This is a genomic window from Peribacillus sp. NJ4, from assembly GCF_030348345.1.
GTDB lineage: Bacteria > Bacillota > Bacilli > Bacillales > DSM-1321 > Peribacillus.
This window is the reverse complement of sequence record NZ_JAUCFQ010000001.1, coordinates 4,627,917-4,646,021: the sequence shown is the minus strand read 5'-3', so window position 1 is coordinate 4,646,021 and position 18,105 is coordinate 4,627,917. Positions and strand designations below refer to the sequence as shown.

General features: G+C 42.2%; 13 protein-coding genes, 15 tRNA genes, 3 rRNA genes and 1 riboswitch. Of the genes, 30 read left to right on the top strand and 1 reads right to left on the bottom strand.

The window, feature by feature from the left end; genetic code table 11:
- Window positions 1–112: 112 nt before the first annotated feature.
- A riboswitch (cobalamin riboswitch) is annotated at window positions 113–304 on the bottom strand.
- Window positions 305–561: 257 nt separating this feature from the next.
- The 5 genes from QUF94_RS23200 to perR all read left to right on the top strand — a co-directional run bounded on the left by QUF94_RS23200 (window position 562) and on the right by perR (window position 4,329).
- Complete coding sequence (locus tag QUF94_RS23200) at window positions 562–981, top strand: potassium channel family protein (RefSeq protein WP_289317905.1); 420 nt, start codon at window positions 562–564, stop codon at window positions 979–981.
- Between the two features lie 62 nt (window positions 982–1,043).
- Window positions 1,044–1,514, top strand: a complete 471-nt coding sequence (gene bcp, locus QUF94_RS23195; RefSeq protein ID WP_289318482.1) for a thioredoxin-dependent thiol peroxidase — start codon at window positions 1,044–1,046, stop codon at window positions 1,512–1,514.
- Between the two features lie 11 nt (window positions 1,515–1,525).
- Window positions 1,526–2,650: an aminopeptidase gene (locus QUF94_RS23190; protein WP_289317904.1), complete on the top strand. Its 1,125-nt coding sequence runs from the start codon at window positions 1,526–1,528 to the stop codon at window positions 2,648–2,650.
- Window positions 2,651–2,784: 134 nt separating this feature from the next.
- Complete coding sequence (locus tag QUF94_RS23185; protein ID WP_289317903.1) at window positions 2,785–3,729, top strand: D-2-hydroxyacid dehydrogenase; 945 nt, start codon at window positions 2,785–2,787, stop codon at window positions 3,727–3,729.
- 156 nt (window positions 3,730–3,885) lie between these two features.
- The gene (perR, locus tag QUF94_RS23180) at window positions 3,886–4,329 is read left to right on the top strand and encodes a peroxide-responsive transcriptional repressor PerR (RefSeq protein ID WP_370013904.1); all 444 of its coding nucleotides are present in this window, start codon (window positions 3,886–3,888) and stop codon (window positions 4,327–4,329) included.
- 100 nt (window positions 4,330–4,429) lie between these two features.
- Here the strand turns inward: perR and QUF94_RS23175 are convergent, their stop codons facing one another.
- Window positions 4,430–4,783: a YgzB family protein gene (locus tag QUF94_RS23175; RefSeq protein WP_289317901.1), complete on the bottom strand. Its 354-nt coding sequence runs from the start codon at window positions 4,781–4,783 to the stop codon at window positions 4,430–4,432.
- A gap of 175 nt (window positions 4,784–4,958) precedes the next feature.
- Here QUF94_RS23175 and QUF94_RS23170 point away from each other — a divergent pair, with 175 nt between their 5' ends.
- The 25 genes from QUF94_RS23170 to QUF94_RS23050 all read left to right on the top strand — a co-directional run bounded on the left by QUF94_RS23170 (window position 4,959) and on the right by QUF94_RS23050 (window position 17,321).
- The gene (locus QUF94_RS23170) at window positions 4,959–5,834 is read left to right on the top strand and encodes a nucleotidyltransferase-like protein (protein WP_289318481.1); all 876 of its coding nucleotides are present in this window, start codon (window positions 4,959–4,961) and stop codon (window positions 5,832–5,834) included.
- Between the two features lie 270 nt (window positions 5,835–6,104).
- Window positions 6,105–7,655, top strand: a 16S ribosomal RNA gene (locus QUF94_RS23165).
- Between the two features lie 175 nt (window positions 7,656–7,830).
- Window positions 7,831–10,763, top strand: a 23S ribosomal RNA gene (locus QUF94_RS23160).
- A gap of 119 nt (window positions 10,764–10,882) precedes the next feature.
- Window positions 10,883–10,998, top strand: a 5S ribosomal RNA gene (rrf, locus tag QUF94_RS23155).
- The 16S, 23S and 5S rRNA genes sit together here with 15 tRNA genes alongside, the layout of an rRNA operon.
- 9 nt (window positions 10,999–11,007) lie before the next feature.
- Window positions 11,008–11,082: transfer RNA gene (locus QUF94_RS23150), tRNA-Asn, on the top strand.
- A 5-nt stretch (window positions 11,083–11,087) separates the two neighbouring features.
- Window positions 11,088–11,179, top strand: a tRNA-Ser gene (locus tag QUF94_RS23145).
- Window positions 11,180–11,189: 10 nt separating this feature from the next.
- Window positions 11,190–11,264 (top strand) — tRNA-Glu (locus QUF94_RS23140).
- Between the two features lie 15 nt (window positions 11,265–11,279).
- A tRNA-Val gene (locus QUF94_RS23135) sits at window positions 11,280–11,355 on the top strand.
- An 80-nt stretch (window positions 11,356–11,435) separates the two neighbouring features.
- Window positions 11,436–11,509, top strand: a tRNA-Met gene (locus tag QUF94_RS23130).
- Between the two features lie 5 nt (window positions 11,510–11,514).
- Window positions 11,515–11,590 (top strand) — tRNA-Asp (locus QUF94_RS23125).
- A gap of 12 nt (window positions 11,591–11,602) precedes the next feature.
- Window positions 11,603–11,678: transfer RNA gene (locus QUF94_RS23120), tRNA-Phe, on the top strand.
- Window positions 11,679–11,685: 7 nt separating this feature from the next.
- Window positions 11,686–11,761: transfer RNA gene (locus QUF94_RS23115), tRNA-Thr, on the top strand.
- A 16-nt stretch (window positions 11,762–11,777) separates the two neighbouring features.
- Window positions 11,778–11,861: transfer RNA gene (locus QUF94_RS23110), tRNA-Tyr, on the top strand.
- Window positions 11,862–11,871: 10 nt separating this feature from the next.
- Window positions 11,872–11,945: transfer RNA gene (locus QUF94_RS23105), tRNA-Trp, on the top strand.
- A 17-nt stretch (window positions 11,946–11,962) separates the two neighbouring features.
- Window positions 11,963–12,038: transfer RNA gene (locus QUF94_RS23100), tRNA-His, on the top strand.
- A gap of 38 nt (window positions 12,039–12,076) precedes the next feature.
- Window positions 12,077–12,151 (top strand) — tRNA-Gln (locus QUF94_RS23095).
- Between the two features lie 3 nt (window positions 12,152–12,154).
- Window positions 12,155–12,229, top strand: a tRNA-Gly gene (locus QUF94_RS23090).
- A gap of 8 nt (window positions 12,230–12,237) precedes the next feature.
- Window positions 12,238–12,311 (top strand) — tRNA-Cys (locus QUF94_RS23085).
- Window positions 12,312–12,319: 8 nt separating this feature from the next.
- Window positions 12,320–12,400: transfer RNA gene (locus tag QUF94_RS23080), tRNA-Leu, on the top strand.
- 106 nt (window positions 12,401–12,506) lie between these two features.
- A complete protein-coding gene (locus QUF94_RS23075; protein ID WP_289317900.1) occupies window positions 12,507–13,433 on the top strand; it encodes a tyrosine-type recombinase/integrase in 927 nt (308 codons plus the stop codon).
- Window positions 13,434–13,608: 175 nt separating this feature from the next.
- A complete protein-coding gene (locus tag QUF94_RS23070) occupies window positions 13,609–13,800 on the top strand; it encodes a hypothetical protein (protein WP_289317899.1) in 192 nt (63 codons plus the stop codon).
- Window positions 13,801–13,830: 30 nt separating this feature from the next.
- Entirely contained in the window at window positions 13,831–14,418 is a 588-nt protein-coding gene (locus tag QUF94_RS23065) for a hypothetical protein (RefSeq protein WP_289317898.1), read from the top strand.
- Between the two features lie 328 nt (window positions 14,419–14,746).
- Entirely contained in the window at window positions 14,747–15,295 is a 549-nt protein-coding gene (locus QUF94_RS23060; protein WP_289317897.1) for a DUF6241 domain-containing protein, read from the top strand.
- A gap of 262 nt (window positions 15,296–15,557) precedes the next feature.
- Window positions 15,558–16,085: a hypothetical protein gene (locus QUF94_RS23055; RefSeq protein WP_289317896.1), complete on the top strand. Its 528-nt coding sequence runs from the start codon at window positions 15,558–15,560 to the stop codon at window positions 16,083–16,085.
- A gap of 699 nt (window positions 16,086–16,784) precedes the next feature.
- Window positions 16,785–17,321, top strand: coding sequence for a hypothetical protein (locus tag QUF94_RS23050; protein ID WP_289317895.1), 537 nt, complete (start codon window positions 16,785–16,787; stop codon window positions 17,319–17,321).
- The last annotated feature ends 784 nt before the right edge of the window (window positions 17,322–18,105 follow it).

The following is an 18,105-nucleotide window of genomic DNA, read 5'->3' as shown; positions in this document are numbered from 1 at the left end:
CACCCCTAACCGTCAATAAGAGAAAGTTAGAAATGCTTAAAATAAAGAGACATGCAGAATGCCCCTTATAATTATAAGGTCCCTAACACCTCCCTATCTCCCGTAGGTTAAAACAGTGTTGTCGAAATAGGCAGGTCTCCTGACTTAGGGAATATCATTAGCAGCGAGCCTTCCCGATCCGTGGACCAGTGGCATATTGGATGGCGCTAACATTCCCATTACAGTGGCGGGACCGTGCCGGAATCAAACCGGGCTTCCCTTTTAATCCTAATGAAAATTAGGAACCTATTTCCACATATGAAATTTCACTAAACCCGCTGATAAACTGATTGCAGGCACCAAATATTTATAAAATAAAAACTATTATAAAAATTTAGACAATCTTAACATATCCGACCAAAAGGGTCAACATGAAAAAAATCGGGAAACGTTCCCGTTTTTTTGACAAATGCCTTTAGGGTGTGTGAGTGATAAGGCTGAAGTCTGTTCCTAAAAAAGAATATATTGTTAGGACAGGGAGTATGTATAAAGGAAGTGGCGTTTTGAAATGGGGCGTAGGGGATGACTTTCTACATCTTGATTGCAGGAATCATTTTTTGCATGGTGATGAGCATTCGGACGTTATTTCTTGTTGAGTCGGGAGGAAAGAAGTTTTCTCTGGAGGATATGCTGTGGCTTGGCAATTTATATGCGACGATATTAGTTGGATTTGCACTGATTTATTTATTATACGAGCTTCAGAATCATTCGGTGATTCTTGATATGGGCAATCGATTGGATGGCACGTTCTATGAACAGTTGAAGACTTCTTTTTATTTTAGCGCAATGACCATGTTTTCTGTAGGGTATGGAGATATAGCCCCAATTGGCATGGGCAGGATGATAGCTACCATTCAGGCTTTCATCGGGTACACACTCCCGGCAGCGTTCGTGATTCGGACGGTGATCGATCTGGAGCATAAAGAGAGGAAGGATAAATGAAAGTTGTGTTTCTTTCGATTATTGGGTACTCTTACCATAATGAAGGAAATGGAGGATTCAATATGACTGTTAAAATTGGAGAAAAAGCACCTGATTTTCAACTCCCTGCAAACAATGGTGAAATGGTTTCCCTATCGGATTTTAAAGGGAAATACATCGTTTTATATTTTTATCCAAAAGACATGACGCCAGGATGCACGACGGAGGCCTGTGATTTCCGGGACCACAATGAACAATTCGAGGAATTGAACGCTGTCATCATTGGTATCAGCCCAGATCCGGCGGCACGTCATGAAAAATTCATCGAAAAACATGGATTGCCTTTTCTGCTGCTAGCTGACGAAAACCATGAAGCGGCTGAATCATTTGATGTGTGGCAATTGAAAAAGAATTTCGGCAAGGAATATATGGGCATTGAACGTTCAACTTTCCTGATTGATAAGGCAGGTAAAATAGTCAAGGAATGGCGTAAAGTAAAAGTCAAAGGCCACGTCGAAGAAGCGCTTGAAACTCTTCGAGACCTAGAAAAATAAGGGACAGGCAGATGAAGGATGAACGAATAACGAAGCTTGCGGCCAGGCTGATTCATCATTCGATACAATTACAGCCAAAAGAGAGAATCCTCATCCGGGGCCATATCAACACGAAACCGTTGTTGAAAGAGCTGATTGATGAAATATACAGAGTGGGTGCTTATCCATATATAGAACTCGAAGACGATGAGATTAGCCGACATCTGTTACAAGGGAATGTGAAGGAACAACTTGAAACATCATCGCAATGGGCTTTGAAGAAGTATACGGATATCGATGCGGTCATCATCATCACCAGTGAAGAAAACGACGTGGAAATGACTGATGTTCCCATCGAGAGGCACCGTATTCAAGGGGAAGCTATGAATTCTCCCACTCTTTTCTATGTAAACAACCGACGGTGGGTCTTACTTAATTATCCCACCAACGCATCAGCGCAAAAAGCCGGCATGAACTTCGACAGGTACCAAGACTTCCTTTTCAAAGTATGCACTATGGATTACGGGAAAATGGAGGCGGCATTGAAACCGTTAAAGCAATTGATGGAACGGACTGACAAAGTCAGGATCGTTTCACCGGGGACAGATTTGACTTTTTCCATCAAAGGTATGCCGGCCATCATATGTGCCGGAAAAAAGAATTTACCTGATGGGGAAGTGTTTACGGCACCCATAAAAGAGAGCGTCAATGGAAGGATATCCTTCAACGCACCTACAACCTATGAAGGAATCACCTTTAGTGACATGGAATTAAACCTTGAAAAGGGGAAAATCATTAAAGCCATTTCCAATCAACCTGCCAAAATGAACCGGATTCTGGATATCGATGAAGGGTCCCGTTTTATCGGGGAGTTCGCAATTGGAATCAATCCATACATATTGGAACCTATGGACGATACATTGTTCGATGAGAAAATAAGCGGAAGTCTGCACTTGGCTCTGGGACTTGCCTATGGAGAAGCGGATAATGGAAACCGTTCATCTATACACTGGGATATGGTCTTGATCCAGCGTCCTGAATATGGCGGTGGTGACATCTACTTTGACGATGTGCTGATCAGAAGGGATGGTGTTTTCATATTGCCTGAATTACATGCATTAAACCCAAATTCATTAAAACAAAGCCTTTTTTATTAAGGCTAAGGCTTTTGTCCAACTCAAAAAGGGGACACCTGAATATGCTTTATTAAGGGAATACCTCCTCAGAGAAAGTTGCACGGGACACACAGAGCCCGTGTTTTTTTTATGTTAATTAAAAGGGAGAGATAAACATGTTAATACTTTCAACAATCATTCCGAATGAAAGCATCCAAACGAAGATGATGGACGCTTTTCCTGATTTGAACTTTATTTATCAAGAAGAATGGACGGATGAGCCACTTAATGAAGCGGAAATCTTGATTACATACGGTGAGGATTTAAATGAAGAAATCATTGGGAACGCGACGAACTTAAAATGGATAATGGTCATGAGTGCAGGATTGGAATTAATGCCTTTTAAAGCCATTGAGGAACGCGGCATTTTGGTGACGAACGCAAGAGGCATTCATAAAATCCCAATGGCCGAGTATACGATAGGGATGCTTTTACAATATGAAAAGAAATTGAAACAGCTTATGAAGAATGAACGGGAAGAACTGTGGCATAGAAAAATTGAAGTTGGGGAATTGAATGGCAAAAAGATGCTCATTCTTGGTGCCGGTGCAATTGGAGGAGAAGTGGCCCGTTTGGGGAAAGCCTTTAGGATGACGACAATGGGGGTGAACCGGAGCGGGAAGCCAGTGGAGTCCATCGATCACCTTTATACACTGGATAATATATTGGAAGCCGTACCGGACGCCGATTACATCGTATCCGTCCTGCCAAGTACTGACGAAACCAAGGGCCTTCTGCAAAAAGAACACTTTAAAGCAATGAAAGAAACCGCCGTATTCGTGAATATTGGCCGCGGTGATCTTATTAACGATGAAGTGTTGATCGAAGCATTGGAAGCAGGGGAATTGGCTCATGCCATCTTGGATGTATTTGATCCGGAACCTTTAGGAAAAGGGCATCCATTTTGGAAGATGGAAAACGTTACGGTCACACCGCATCTTTCAAGTAAAAGCGGAGAATATTTACCAAGAACCTTTGCGATATTCGAAAAAAACATGCGTGAATACCTGAAAGCTGGAAAAGACTTCATCAACGTAATCGACTTATCGAGGGGATACTAAATACAATACGAAAATGGGAAAGATTCAAAGCGGTGATGAATAAAATAAAAAAGAATGGTAAAACCATTGAATTATTGACAAATTCAACGAATAAAAGGTACACTAATTATAAATATTACAATTTAAGAATTCATACTTAATGAGAAAACGAGGTGGATGACGGTGTCTGAAGTTCAGTTAAAAGAAGCGTTGGATTCCCTAAAAGATACCGGTGTAAGAATAACTCCTCAACGCCATGCGATACTTGAGTATTTGATAAGCTCCATGTCCCACCCTACCGCGGATGATATATATAAAGCGCTGGAAGGCAAGTTTCCGAATATGAGCGTGGCGACAGTTTATAACAACCTGCGTGTTTTCCGGGAGGTAGGCTTGGTAAAAGAACTTACTTATGGTGATTCTTCAGCCAGGTTTGATTTCGTAACGACAAATCATTATCATGTAATCTGTCAAACCTGTGGGAAAATTGTGGATTTCGACTATCCTGCATTGGATGAAGTCGAGCATTTCGCAGCACAAGTCACCGGGTTCAATGTCAGTCACCATCGGATGGAAATCTACGGCGACTGTACGGATTGTGCGAAAAAAGAAACGCATTAAAAAAAGTTCCTCCACTTGGTTGGAACTTTTTTTCATGTCTCTAAGAAATGATACAATTGTTAAGGTCTCATGATAGGTAAATCAGTTAGCTGGAATCCCTCTAATCATGCAGGCTTTTGCGATTATATTTTTCGTTGAATTCTTCGCCTTCCAACTTTTTGTCAAGGGTCAAGGGTTCTTCACAATGCATGCAAATATCTACACGCCCTAATATTTTTGTAGGTTTGCTGCAGTTAGGACAGACAACCTGAATCGTTTTTGTAGAAAGCATTCCAATCCAAAAATAAACCCCGGTGCTTGCGATTATGAATAAAAGGCCAAGTCCCATGAAAAGTGTCATGACAACTGGATGTGTTTTGAAGAAAAGCCCGATATACATTACGATAAAGCCGATGAAAATCAAACTCAAAGCAAATGTACGTATTTTATTGATTTTGCTAGAATGTTTAGCCATGGATTGTCCCTCCTAAAATATAACTTTAACTATACCATAAACAATGGATGGAACAAAAAAGAAATAAAGGATACTTATTACTTTTGAATTGAAATGGTTTGGGGTAAGGGAAATAAGCAGGAAAATGAAGAGTTTTGTCGAAAGTAAAAAAAAAAAGGTTTTGGAGGAATTTATGATGGAAGATATCCTTCGCCCGATTTATCAAGAGCGAGCAAGTTTAAAATCTACACTTGGAATCTTGTTAATAGAAAAAAGAGAAGATAATAGCCCGATTACCGATACATTTGACTACATCCTATTTGTGATTGCAGACGAAGCCCAAGAGTCCGTGTTTTTAAAACACTACACTTATCAGGATAAAAAGGCAGCCTTACATATCGTAAAGGAAGACCAGTTAAAAGAATGGCTCCTATTAGGGACGAACCGCAAAGTGGTTGACTGGATCTATAATGGGAAGGTCCTTTTTGACCGGAATGAATATTTGGACCGTTTGAAAACCGAAATCCGCGAGTTCCCCTTCTATGGAAGGAAGTTAAAGATGGGGATGGAGTTCGCGAAGTTAATTCGCAGGTACATGGATGGGAAAAGCTTTTTTGAAAAAGGTCATTATCTTGAGGCATACAACCATATCGTTCATTCCCTACATCACTTGGCACGTTTGGAAATAATAGAACAAGGCTTTTATCCGGAGGTTACGGTCTGGAACCAAGTGAAGCAAATGGAACCTGAGATCTACAAGTTGTATAAAGAATTGATCAGCAGTGAGGAAACTCTTGAAAAAAGATTGGAGCTTCTATTTCTTGCGAGTGAATTTCTTATTTATTCGAGGACGAATGCAGGTTCACAGCATTTGGTAGAAATAATGGGGACGAAAGAAGATCCGTGGACGATTGCGGAGCTTATGGAGCATCCAGAAGTCAAGTTTTATTCAGTCGACCTAGGTGTTCTGTTGGAATATTTGATAGAGAAGAAAGTAATCGATGTCATCAAAGCGGAGACAAAAGGACACGAGGTTTATCATCGGTTTTATCGAGTTTCAAAAAACTTTTAAAAAAATGTGTTTTTATTGTTGACCAATATTAATATAGGTGTTATATTAATACATGTCGCTGCGGGACATCAGCTTTCGCAGCTTCATCAAAACAAAGAAAATAAAAAAACATGTTGACAACAGAGTTGATAACATGATAAGATGTAAAAGTCGCTTACGAAGTAAACGACAACGAAATTGCTCTTTGAAAACTGAACAAAACAAAGCGCCAACGTTAAATTTTAAGTGAGCACACACTATCAAAAAAGCAAAATGAGCAAGTCAAACATTTCTTCGGAGAGTTTGATCCTGGCTCAGGACGAACGCTGGCGGCGTGCCTAATACATGCAAGTCGAGCGAATCGATGGGAGCTTGCTCCCTGAGATTAGCGGCGGACGGGTGAGTAACACGTGGGCAACCTGCCTATAAGACTGGGATAACTTCGGGAAACCGGAGCTAATACCGGATACGTTCTTTTCTCGCATGAGAGAAGATGGAAAGACGGTTTCGGCTGTCACTTATAGATGGGCCCGCGGCGCATTAGCTAGTTGGTGAGGTAATGGCTCACCAAGGCGACGATGCGTAGCCGACCTGAGAGGGTGATCGGCCACACTGGGACTGAGACACGGCCCAGACTCCTACGGGAGGCAGCAGTAGGGAATCTTCCGCAATGGACGAAAGTCTGACGGAGCAACGCCGCGTGAACGAAGAAGGCCTTCGGGTCGTAAAGTTCTGTTGTTAGGGAAGAACAAGTACCAGAGTAACTGCTGGTACCTTGACGGTACCTAACCAGAAAGCCACGGCTAACTACGTGCCAGCAGCCGCGGTAATACGTAGGTGGCAAGCGTTGTCCGGAATTATTGGGCGTAAAGCGCGCGCAGGTGGTTCCTTAAGTCTGATGTGAAAGCCCACGGCTCAACCGTGGAGGGTCATTGGAAACTGGGGAACTTGAGTGCAGAAGAGGAAAGTGGAATTCCAAGTGTAGCGGTGAAATGCGTAGAGATTTGGAGGAACACCAGTGGCGAAGGCGACTTTCTGGTCTGTAACTGACACTGAGGCGCGAAAGCGTGGGGAGCAAACAGGATTAGATACCCTGGTAGTCCACGCCGTAAACGATGAGTGCTAAGTGTTAGAGGGTTTCCGCCCTTTAGTGCTGCAGCTAACGCATTAAGCACTCCGCCTGGGGAGTACGGCCGCAAGGCTGAAACTCAAAGGAATTGACGGGGGCCCGCACAAGCGGTGGAGCATGTGGTTTAATTCGAAGCAACGCGAAGAACCTTACCAGGTCTTGACATCCTCTGACAACCCTAGAGATAGGGCTTTCCCCTTCGGGGGACAGAGTGACAGGTGGTGCATGGTTGTCGTCAGCTCGTGTCGTGAGATGTTGGGTTAAGTCCCGCAACGAGCGCAACCCTTGATCTTAGTTGCCAGCATTCAGTTGGGCACTCTAAGGTGACTGCCGGTGACAAACCGGAGGAAGGTGGGGATGACGTCAAATCATCATGCCCCTTATGACCTGGGCTACACACGTGCTACAATGGATGGTACAAAGGGCTGCAAACCTGCGAAGGTAAGCGAATCCCATAAAGCCATTCTCAGTTCGGATTGTAGGCTGCAACTCGCCTACATGAAGCCGGAATCGCTAGTAATCGCGGATCAGCATGCCGCGGTGAATACGTTCCCGGGCCTTGTACACACCGCCCGTCACACCACGAGAGTTTGTAACACCCGAAGTCGGTGAGGTAACCTTTATGGAGCCAGCCGCCTAAGGTGGGACAGATGATTGGGGTGAAGTCGTAACAAGGTAGCCGTATCGGAAGGTGCGGCTGGATCACCTCCTTTCTAAGGATAATTACGAGAGCGCTTTTGTTTTGTTCAGTTTTGAATGAGTAATTCATTCAGATAGGGAAGAAAAACATCACGATGTGATGGATTCTTTCTGCTTTGTTCCTTGAAAACTAGATAATAGATAGAAGGCAATTAATTTTTTTCAAAGCATCTGTAAGATCTTTTTAACGGTTAAGTTAGAAAGGGCGCACGGTGGATGCCTTGGCACTAGGAGCCGATGAAGGACGGGACTAACACCGATATGCTTCGGGGAGCTGTAAGTAAGCTTTGATCCGGAGATTTCCGAATGGGGAAACCCACTGTTCGTAATGGAACAGTATCTTTACCTGAATACATAGGGTACTGAAGGCAGACCCGGGGAACTGAAACATCTAAGTACCCGGAGGAAGAGAAAGCAAATGCGATTTCCTGAGTAGCGGCGAGCGAAACGGAATTAGCCCAAACCAAGAGGCTTGCCTCTTGGGGTTGTAGGACACTCAACATGGAGTTACAAAGGAACGGGGTAAATGAAGTGATCTGGAAAGGTCCGTCAAAGAAGGTAAAAACCCTGTAGTTGAAACTTCGTTCCCTCCTGAGTGGATCCTGAGTACGGCGGGACACGAGAAATCCCGTCGGAAGCAGGGAGGACCATCTCCCAAGGCTAAATACTCCCTAGTGACCGATAGTGAACCAGTACCGTGAGGGAAAGGTGAAAAGCACCCCGGAAGGGGAGTGAAATAGATCCTGAAACCGTGTGCCTACAAGTAGTCAAAGCCCGTTAATGGGTAATGGCGTGCCTTTTGTAGAATGAACCGGCGAGTTACGATTTCATGCGAGGTTAAGTTGATAAGACGGAGCCGCAGCGAAAGCGAGTCTGAATAGGGCGAATGAGTATGAGGTCGTAGACCCGAAACCAGGTGATCTACCCATGTCCAGGGTGAAGTTCAGGTAACACTGAATGGAGGCCCGAACCCACGCACGTTGAAAAGTGCGGGGATGAGGTGTGGGTAGCGGAGAAATTCCAATCGAACCTGGAGATAGCTGGTTCTCTCCGAAATAGCTTTAGGGCTAGCCTCAAGATGAGAGTATTGGAGGTAGAGCACTGATTGGACTAGGGGCCCCCAACGGGTTACCGAATTCAGTCAAACTCCGAATGCCAAATACTTATTCTTGGGAGTCAGACTGCGAGTGATAAGATCCGTAGTCGAAAGGGAAACAGCCCAGACCACCAGCTAAGGTCCCAAAGTATACGTTAAGTGGAAAAGGATGTGGAGTTGCTTAGACAACCAGGATGTTGGCTCAGAAGCAGCCACCATTTAAAGAGTGCGTAATAGCTCACTGGTCGAGTGACTCCGCGCCGAAAATGTACCGGGGCTAAACGTATCACCGAAGCTGTGGATTGACACCATTAGGTGTCGATGGTAGGAGAGCGTTCTAAGGGCGTTGAAGTCAGACCGGAAGGACTGGTGGAGCGCTTAGAAGTGAGAATGCCGGTATGAGTAGCGAAAGAAGGGTGAGAATCCCTTCCACCGAATGCCTAAGGTTTCCTGAGGAAGGCTCGTCCGCTCAGGGTTAGTCGGGACCTAAGCCGAGGCCGAAAGGCGTAGGCGATGGACAACAGGTTGATATTCCTGTACCACCTATACATCGTTTGAACGATGGGGGGACGCAGAAGGATAGGGTAAGCGCGCTGTTGGATATGCGCGTCCAAGCAGTTAGGCCGGAAACGAGGCAAATCCCGTTTCCATTAAGGCGGAGCTGTGATGGCGAGGGAAATATAGTACCGAAGTTCCTGATTCCACGCTGCCAAGAAAAGCCTCTAGTGAGATGTAAGGTGCCCGTACCGCAAACCGACACAGGTAGGCGAGGAGAGAATCCTAAGGTGTGCGAGAGAACTCTCGTTAAGGAACTCGGCAAAATGACCCCGTAACTTCGGGAGAAGGGGTGCTTTTTAGGGTGAATAGCCCGGAAAAGCCGCAGTGAATAGGCCCAGGCGACTGTTTAGCAAAAACACAGGTCTCTGCGAAGCCGCAAGGCGAAGTATAGGGGCTGACACCTGCCCGGTGCTGGAAGGTTAAGGGGAGAGGTTAGCGCAAGCGAAGCTTTGAACCGAAGCCCCAGTAAACGGCGGCCGTAACTATAACGGTCCTAAGGTAGCGAAATTCCTTGTCGGGTAAGTTCCGACCCGCACGAAAGGTGTAACGATCTGGGCACTGTCTCAACGAGAGACTCGGTGAAATTATAGTACCTGTGAAGATGCAGGTTACCCGCGACAGGACGGAAAGACCCCGTGGAGCTTTACTGCAGCCTGATATTGAATTTTGGTACAGCTTGTACAGGATAGGTAGGAGCCTGAGAAGCCGGAGCGCTAGCTTCGGTGGAGGCGTTGGTGGGATACTACCCTGGCTGTATTGAAATTCTAACCCGCGCCCCTTATCGGGGTGGGAGACAGTGTCAGGTGGGCAGTTTGACTGGGGCGGTCGCCTCCTAAAGAGTAACGGAGGCGCCCAAAGGTTCCCTCAGAATGGTTGGAAATCATTCGTAGAGTGTAAAGGCACAAGGGAGCTTGACTGCGAGACCTACAAGTCGAGCAGGGACGAAAGTCGGGCTTAGTGATCCGGTGGTTCCGCATGGAAGGGCCATCGCTCAACGGATAAAAGCTACCCCGGGGATAACAGGCTTATCTCCCCCAAGAGTCCACATCGACGGGGAGGTTTGGCACCTCGATGTCGGCTCATCGCATCCTGGGGCTGTAGTCGGTCCCAAGGGTTGGGCTGTTCGCCCATTAAAGCGGTACGCGAGCTGGGTTCAGAACGTCGTGAGACAGTTCGGTCCCTATCCGTCGCGGGCGCAGGAAATTTGAGAGGAGCTGTCCTTAGTACGAGAGGACCGGGATGGACGCACCGCTGGTGTACCAGTTGTCTTGCCAAAGGCATAGCTGGGTAGCTACGTGCGGACGGGATAAGTGCTGAAAGCATCTAAGCATGAAGCCCCCCTCAAGATGAGATTTCCCATGGCGCAAGCTAGTAAGATCCCTGAAAGATGATCAGGTTGATAGGTCAGAGGTGGAAGCGTGGCGACATGTGGAGCTGACTGATACTAATAGATCGAGGACTTAACCAACGCTTTTTAAAAAATGAAATACCTTCTTATTATCTAGTTTTGAAGGAATGAAAATTTCTTCTTGCATTTTTTCGAAAAGATGTTATAATAATATATGTCTTGAAAAAATGTTAACATTGTTTGGTGACGATAGCGAAGAGGTCACACCCGTTCCCATTCCGAACACGGCAGTTAAGCTCTTCAGCGCCGATGGTAGTTGGGGGTTTCCCCCTGTGAGAGTAGGACGTCGCCAAGCTTATATTGTTCCGCAGTAGCTCAGTGGTAGAGCATTCGGCTGTTAACCGAACGGTCGTAGGTTCGAGTCCTACCTGCGGAGCCATTATTGGAGAGCTGTCCGAGTGGCCGAAGGAGCACGATTGGAAATCGTGTAGACGGGTAACCCTGTCTCAAGGGTTCAAATCCCTTGCTCTCCGCCATTTTATACCTGGCCCGTTGGTCAAGCGGTTAAGACACCGCCCTTTCACGGCGGTAACACGGGTTCGAATCCCGTACGGGTCACCATTTAGATAACATATTGGAGGATTAGCTCAGCTGGGAGAGCATCTGCCTTACAAGCAGAGGGTCGGCGGTTCGATCCCGTCATCCTCCACCATTTTCAATAAAGATCAGATTGTTTCTGCATTGAAACGTTCAACACGAAAATCTGATGCATAATAGCAACATTATTAACGTCGCGGGGTGGAGCAGTCCGGTAGCTCGTCGGGCTCATAACCCGAAGGTCGCAGGTTCAAATCCTGTCCCCGCAATCTATGGTCCCGTGGTGTAGCGGTTAACATGCCTGCCTGTCACGCAGGAGATCGCGGGTTCGATTCCCGTCGGGACCGCCATTTTTATTGTTTGGCTCAGTAGCTCAGTCGGTAGAGCAAAGGACTGAAAATCCTTGTGTCGGCGGTTCGATTCCGTCCTGAGCCACCATAGTAGTGCCGGTGTAGCTCAACTGGTAGAGCAACTGACTTGTAATCAGTAGGTTGGGGGTTCAAGTCCTCTTGCCGGCACCATGTTTCATCCATATGCGGAGGGGTAGCGAAGTGGCTAAACGCGGCGGACTGTAAATCCGCTCCTTCGGGTTCGGCAGTTCGAATCTGCCCCCCTCCACCATCTTTCTAACAGGGGTATAGTTTAAAGGTAGAACAGAGGTCTCCAAAACCTCCAGTGTGGGTTCGAGTCCTACTACCCCTGCCAATTTCAATCCTATAATGGCGGTTGTGGCGAAGTGGTTAACGCACCTGATTGTGGTTCAGGCATTCGTGGGTTCGATTCCCATCAGTCGCCCCATTTTTTATTAAATCATGGTATAATGAATACAACGTTAATGGGCTATAGCCAAGCGGTAAGGCAACGGATTTTGATTCCGTCATGCGAAGGTTCGATCCCTTCTAGCCCAGCCATATGCGAAAGTAGTTCAGTGGTAGAATACAACCTTGCCAAGGTTGGGGTCGCGGGTTCGAATCCCGTCTTTCGCTCCAAAAACGTTGGCGGCATAGCCAAGCGGTAAGGCAGAGGTCTGCAAAACCTTTACCACCGGTTCGATTCCGGTTGCCGCCTCCAACATACATGCCGGTGTGGCGGAATTGGCAGACGCGCACGACTCAAAATCGTGTTCCTCTGGAGTGCCGGTTCGACCCCGGCCACCGGTATCATCAATGCTTATAGAATCAAGGTCTCAACTTAAATGTTGGGGCCTTTTTTCTTTGTCTTTAATACGACAAAAATAAACCAGAATCGTGTGCGTAGGAGATCGTAATGAGAAGACGTAAAGAATTAACGGAAGATGAACTAAGAATTATTAAGAAGAAGATTTCAGATGAAGAAGCATATGAAGCCTTTTTTAAGGACTGCTATTTAAGAAACTTAAGACCAGCAACGATTGAATACTACAAAAATGAATTTCATGGAGCAAAGAAGATAATTAATAAGCAGCTCGTTGAATGGGTACAAAAGGACGTAGAAAGCTTAATTCTCCAGAGTAAGGAACTAATGAAAGTTACTACTATTAATACCCGGTTGAGAGCTCTAAGAGCATTCTATAACTTTTTATGTAAGAGCAAACTTATCGATAAGAACCCAATGAAGAACATCAAATTATCAAGGGATAGACAAAAGACAATTGAAACATTGGACAATAAAGAAATTGAGAAACTTATAAGGACAATTAGAAAAGAAAAAACGTTTATATCCTTTAGAGATGAAGTAATCATACTTGTTTTCCTAGATACTGGAGTCAGATTGTCTGAACTTGTAGGCATTGAAGTAGATGATGTTAGAGGGAACATTATCATTATTAGAAGAACAAAGAATCTCTTTGAAAGAACGGTTTACTTAACTGAAACGACACAAGAGCAGCTAAGCAGATATATAAAGATAAGAGGTGACGTTGAGACGACCAAACTGTTTATAAGCCAGGATAATAAAGAATTAAATCGACATAGCATTCAAACTAGGCTTACTAAGTATGGGAAGAAAGCAATGATAAATAATCGAGTTAGTCCTCATACATTTAGACATACGATGGCTAAGAGGATGATTGTTTCAGGTGTGGATGCATTCTCTTTAATGCATTTACTTGGTCATACAGATATCACTGTTACTAAAAGATATGTGAATTTATGGGGACAAGATCTGGAGCAAAAGCATAAGTTGCACGGAGCATTAATAGGATTGAAAATATAATATAGGTAATATATCCCAACTTATATTTTACGAACAAGAGTTCGATGTATTATAATAATAAAAGAGATGGCAAATGAGTTTGGCGGCTCTACCATCTCTAAACAAAAAACAGAAGAATTAACTTCTAATTAAATTTTAGCAAGTTTCTTTTTCTGTGTCAAAAGGGGAAAATTTTATGAAACTCATGTCACTTTTAAGTGGAAAAGGATTTGTCATGTTTAACAAAGAACTAGCTCATGAAGTATCAGTCAACGGAGCAATTATTTTTGGACAGTTATGTTCAAGCTATGAAAGTTTTGGAAGTAAGAAAATGCTAACTGTACGAGATGGTAAAGAGTACTTCTATTTAACTAGTGGATTTTTGTAAGAAGAAACAGCTTTATCATACAGGCAGCAATTGAAAGCAATTAAGGATTTAGAAGATGCAGGATATATCGAATCGGTAATCATGGGTTCGCCATCTAAGAAGTACTTTCATATCACAGATAAAATAGTGCAGCATTTACTTCCAAAAGTTGCTGTCAGCTCTGACAAAAGAGCAGACCTAAACGAGGAAAATGAACAAGGAACTTCAGTACAGAAAAAGTCTGAAGATTTTTTGAGCTATGACAAAAGTGTAACCCTAGCAATAACAAAAGAGCAATCCAAGCCTGTACAAAAGTTACCAGCTTATAAAAAGAAAAATAAAAAAGAACAACATAAAAATATTAATAATTATTTTGTTAACAAAGAATCGGTTAACAACGATGAAATAATAAATAAATTAATTTCTGAATATCGATTAAAAGGATTGAGTAAAGAAGTTTGTTATAGGGTCTTAAAAGAGGTAGAAGCAAATCCTGATATAGATAACTTTGGAGCCTACTTTAGAACTTGCTTAGAAAACACCTTATATAAAAGCCAATTGAAGCATGGACAAATTGATCCTTATGAGATATTTGAAGGAAGATTAAATGATTCCAATGTTCAATTAATTAACTGGTAAGATTTATATAATCCTTAGAAGTCTCAGGATGCTCTGTATTGGTTTCCAATAAATTTTATATAGAATTATATAGGGAATAGTTTAATGGCCAATACAGAGTGATTATTAATCCCATCTAATCAATTTAGATTTAGATGATTTTGAGGATTAATAACTTATGCTCAATTTTTTTATTATAAGATAAAAATTTTATATCTATCTATATGGTTACTTAATAGTTTAAGATTATTTGTTAATAGTTTATGTTAATATAATAATGGTTAGCTTATCCATAAAAGGATGTAACTGAAATGAGTGATAATCGAACTATGACTCGGAGGAACTTATCATGAATAAATTTAGATGGTCAATGTTTGGACTTATAGTAGCTGCCGCAGCTATCTCAGTAATAATAACAATCAATCAGAATGCTAAAAATTATGAAGAAACGCAAGAAGATACATCTCCTGTTTTGGAGACAACGGACGAAGAGGTGGATTTTGAGACAACTGACGAAGAATATACGGAAGAACCAGCTTTAGAAAATGAAGAAGTTCTATATGAACTAGGACTTGGACCAGCTTCAAAAAGAGAAGACGTTATGAAAACAATGCATAGTATGACTCATCAAAAAGTAGTTTCTGAAGAAAAATGGTACAACCTTGAAATGAATTCTGAAAACATCAATGCACTCTATAATTTCATTGATGATAGTGAAATTATCGACTATAAAAGTGAATTGCTGAGAATCGTAGGAAAATGGAAAGAAGGAAACTTCGACGATATAGTGGAAGAACACAATTACCTTTGGGGAGAACAAAATGGAAATGTCGGTAAAGCAACCGGAGTTCTTACTCCTGAAGAAGAAGCTCAATTTGTTAAATTAAACTTTGAATAAGCAGTAAAAAAACGAGCCTATCGAGTAGGCTTATTTTTTATTTTAAAATCAATATTTTAATTAAAACAAAGCTTGTCCAGCATAACAAACTGTTGCAATTGGTTTTATCGTTAGGTTCACAAGTAGCAATATGGTTAGGTTCTCGCTAATTGGCTATTTTTACCGAATGAAAAGAAAACAGAACACTATGTAGAACTGGTATAATACTCTTGTTAAAGAACGAAAAATTTGTTATATCAGAAAAATTTAGGAGGTTATTTTAGTGAAAAGAAAATTCATGACAATCAAATCATTTATTGTAAAAACTTCATTAGTTGGATTAGTAGCAACAACTTTATTCATAGGTGAAAATAGTGCTTTTGCTGAAGAGGATAACAACGGGAACGCATACGGTCAAAACGAAATATGGGGCGAGGGACTATTCGATAATCTATATTACAATATGAACGTGGCTATCAACCCGTTTTTAAAACAAGAATCAAATGATGTTAGAACAGCAATTTATTATACGACGACTGAGGATGGTAACAGAGTACCTAGTACGGTCGTTGTTATGGGTTGGAATTGGACAGGTAACATTAGCGAAAAATTTTTAGGATTTAATGACGACCCCGATTGTTGGGCAACAGAGAATGGAACGGGTGTAAACGAACAACAATTGAACCAGATACAACACGCCTTGGAGAAGGAAACAGGGTTGAAATTAAAAGTAGGTCTTAACTATATCACAAACCATTTCAATGGACACAATGACACCGAATTAAGACTTGTTTTCAATGTAGTACAATAGGAATATAATAAGAGCGATCAAAAGATCGTTCTTTTTTTATCTAAACGCTGCTTTGCTTTAATAAGGCAACTAACTGTTCAGGATAGTTGAATAATCTCATTCAGATGCGGATTATTGGAAACAGATTATATCAGTGGATTTTTAGTAGAATAACAGGTTAGCTCACCACACGAGGAAGGGCTGACGCAATACCAACAGTAAGATAACAAGACAACAACAACAGAACTAACAAAGAAACAAACGATACAAAGAAAAGGAAAAGAAACAAATGAATGAATAGTGATCTATCCACCAGTGGGGCATGAGGTTAACCGTAAGGATAGGGAATGGATAGGATAAGGGGTACATGGGGGAGGGGGGTCTGGTGGTTGCAAAATATACACTATATTTTTAATACCTTTTTGGGTCTGGTAGTGTCTGAGATTAAGCCTACAAGCAAATTCTTTAAGGCTGTAAAGCAAAATGAATAAGACAATAAGGGGTGTCCTTATGGTTTTTGGGGTTTTCAACATGTTTAGAAGCGTTAAAAAATTTTCACCATTTTCTCAGAACTTTTTGGGGCTGTATATAATGTTGTATATATATTTGTGGTAAAAAATACATACTACTTTCGATTTATTTTACTGTATCAATATAATTACAAAGGTGTTACAATTATTTCTGTTGTAAAAAACAACATACATAAGGGAGAGTTACATTATGACAAATGAAACACAATTAAAAAAGGTCAAAGTACCATTCTATAAAAAATGGTGGGTTATGTTAATTGTCGGTTTTGTTATCGGAGGCATGGCTTTTGGTGGGGGTTCAAGTGAAACTACTGAAACTTCTATTACTGACGAGGGTACTACTGAAACGACATCTGCACCAGCTAAGGAAGAACCTAAGGAAGAAAAAGCACCTGAGGCTAAACCTGTGAAAGTATGGAGTAATGAAAGTGTTACTATCTCATTCAAAGAGTTCACTGACGAGGGCGTTAAGTTCCTAGTTGAAAACAACTCTGACAAGTCTGTAACTGTTCAAGCTGAGAGTGTTGCAATTAACGGATTCAGCACTAATGACATTATGATGTCTGACGCTATTTCACCTAACTCTCAAGGATATGCAACAGCTATCACGTCTGAACTGGCTGACGCTGGTGAAGCTGAAACTGTCTCAGGTACATTAAACGTACTGGACACTGATTCATTTGAAACTGTTGGTAATGCTTCATTCACTAACGTTAAGGTTAAGTAATATGAAGTAGGTAAAGTATAAGGACAAGCTATGTACGATTGTCCATGATTACGAAAACGGTCAAAAAGAAACAAGAGAAGTTAACGGTCACAAAGTGGTCTTAGTCGATAAAAACAAACTGCATACTGTGATTGAGGAGGACGCTAAAAACTAGCGTTCTTTTTTGTGTCCTTTTTCGGTCACAATGCGAATTAGGGAAGAAGTTATTACAGCGTACAAAAGTAAGTAAGCGTTATGATTTAGTAGACAAGGAAATAAGCAGAATATTACAGATATGCACCTGGTGTTCCTTGCCCACCATATGAGACGGTTTACCAAAGAACTTTTTACCACACTTAGTACAGTGAAAACAAACGGTTGAACGTACATTTATATAGCTGTTTAAGGGCTTCATAGCACCGTCATAAGCCTTGTTTAACTTTGCTTCAAACTCTGATCTATTCATTGATTATCTCCTTTTATAATGTAATGTCACGCACTTTAGAAGGGGGTCGGCTATGCTAGTATTACTTCTTAATTCCCACTAAATGAACCCCTTAAAAACGTTGATTTAAAGCCATTCTTAGATACCTTGTTTTAGCTAAATCCGTGACATTTAAGCTCGTTCTTTCCTCTTTCTAAGACGTGCCTTATCTCGTTTAATAGCGTCTCTACAGAACTCACAATGATTACTACGACTACCTGAAAATGATTTACTGCATTTCTGACAGTTCTTAGTCTTAGATACTTTAATTAGTTGACCATCTTTAGTTGAGTTTTGTTCTTGCAAAACTGAACATAGATA

What these genes read in the sequence shown, in the direction of transcription:
- QUF94_RS23075 (WP_289317900.1), top strand. Translation starts at nt 12,507, where the DNA reads ATGAGAAGACGTAAAGAATTAACGGAAGATGAACTAAGAATTATTAAG.
- QUF94_RS23185 (WP_289317903.1), top strand. Translation starts at nt 2,785, where the DNA reads ATGTTAATACTTTCAACAATCATTCCGAATGAAAGCATCCAAACGAAG.
- QUF94_RS23170 (WP_289318481.1), top strand. Translation starts at nt 4,959, where the DNA reads ATGGAAGATATCCTTCGCCCGATTTATCAAGAGCGAGCAAGTTTAAAA.
- QUF94_RS23070 (WP_289317899.1), top strand. Translation starts at nt 13,609, where the DNA reads ATGAAACTCATGTCACTTTTAAGTGGAAAAGGATTTGTCATGTTTAAC.
- bcp (WP_289318482.1), top strand. Translation starts at nt 1,044, where the DNA reads ATGACTGTTAAAATTGGAGAAAAAGCACCTGATTTTCAACTCCCTGCA.
- QUF94_RS23200 (WP_289317905.1), top strand. Translation starts at nt 562, where the DNA reads ATGACTTTCTACATCTTGATTGCAGGAATCATTTTTTGCATGGTGATG.
- QUF94_RS23190 (WP_289317904.1), top strand. Translation starts at nt 1,526, where the DNA reads ATGAAGGATGAACGAATAACGAAGCTTGCGGCCAGGCTGATTCATCAT.
- QUF94_RS23175 (WP_289317901.1), bottom strand. Translation starts at nt 4,783, where the DNA reads ATGGCTAAACATTCTAGCAAAATCAATAAAATACGTACATTTGCTTTG.
- QUF94_RS23060 (WP_289317897.1), top strand. Translation starts at nt 14,747, where the DNA reads ATGAATAAATTTAGATGGTCAATGTTTGGACTTATAGTAGCTGCCGCA.
- perR (WP_370013904.1), top strand. Translation starts at nt 3,886, where the DNA reads ATGACGGTGTCTGAAGTTCAGTTAAAAGAAGCGTTGGATTCCCTAAAA.
- QUF94_RS23050 (WP_289317895.1), top strand. Translation starts at nt 16,785, where the DNA reads ATGACAAATGAAACACAATTAAAAAAGGTCAAAGTACCATTCTATAAA.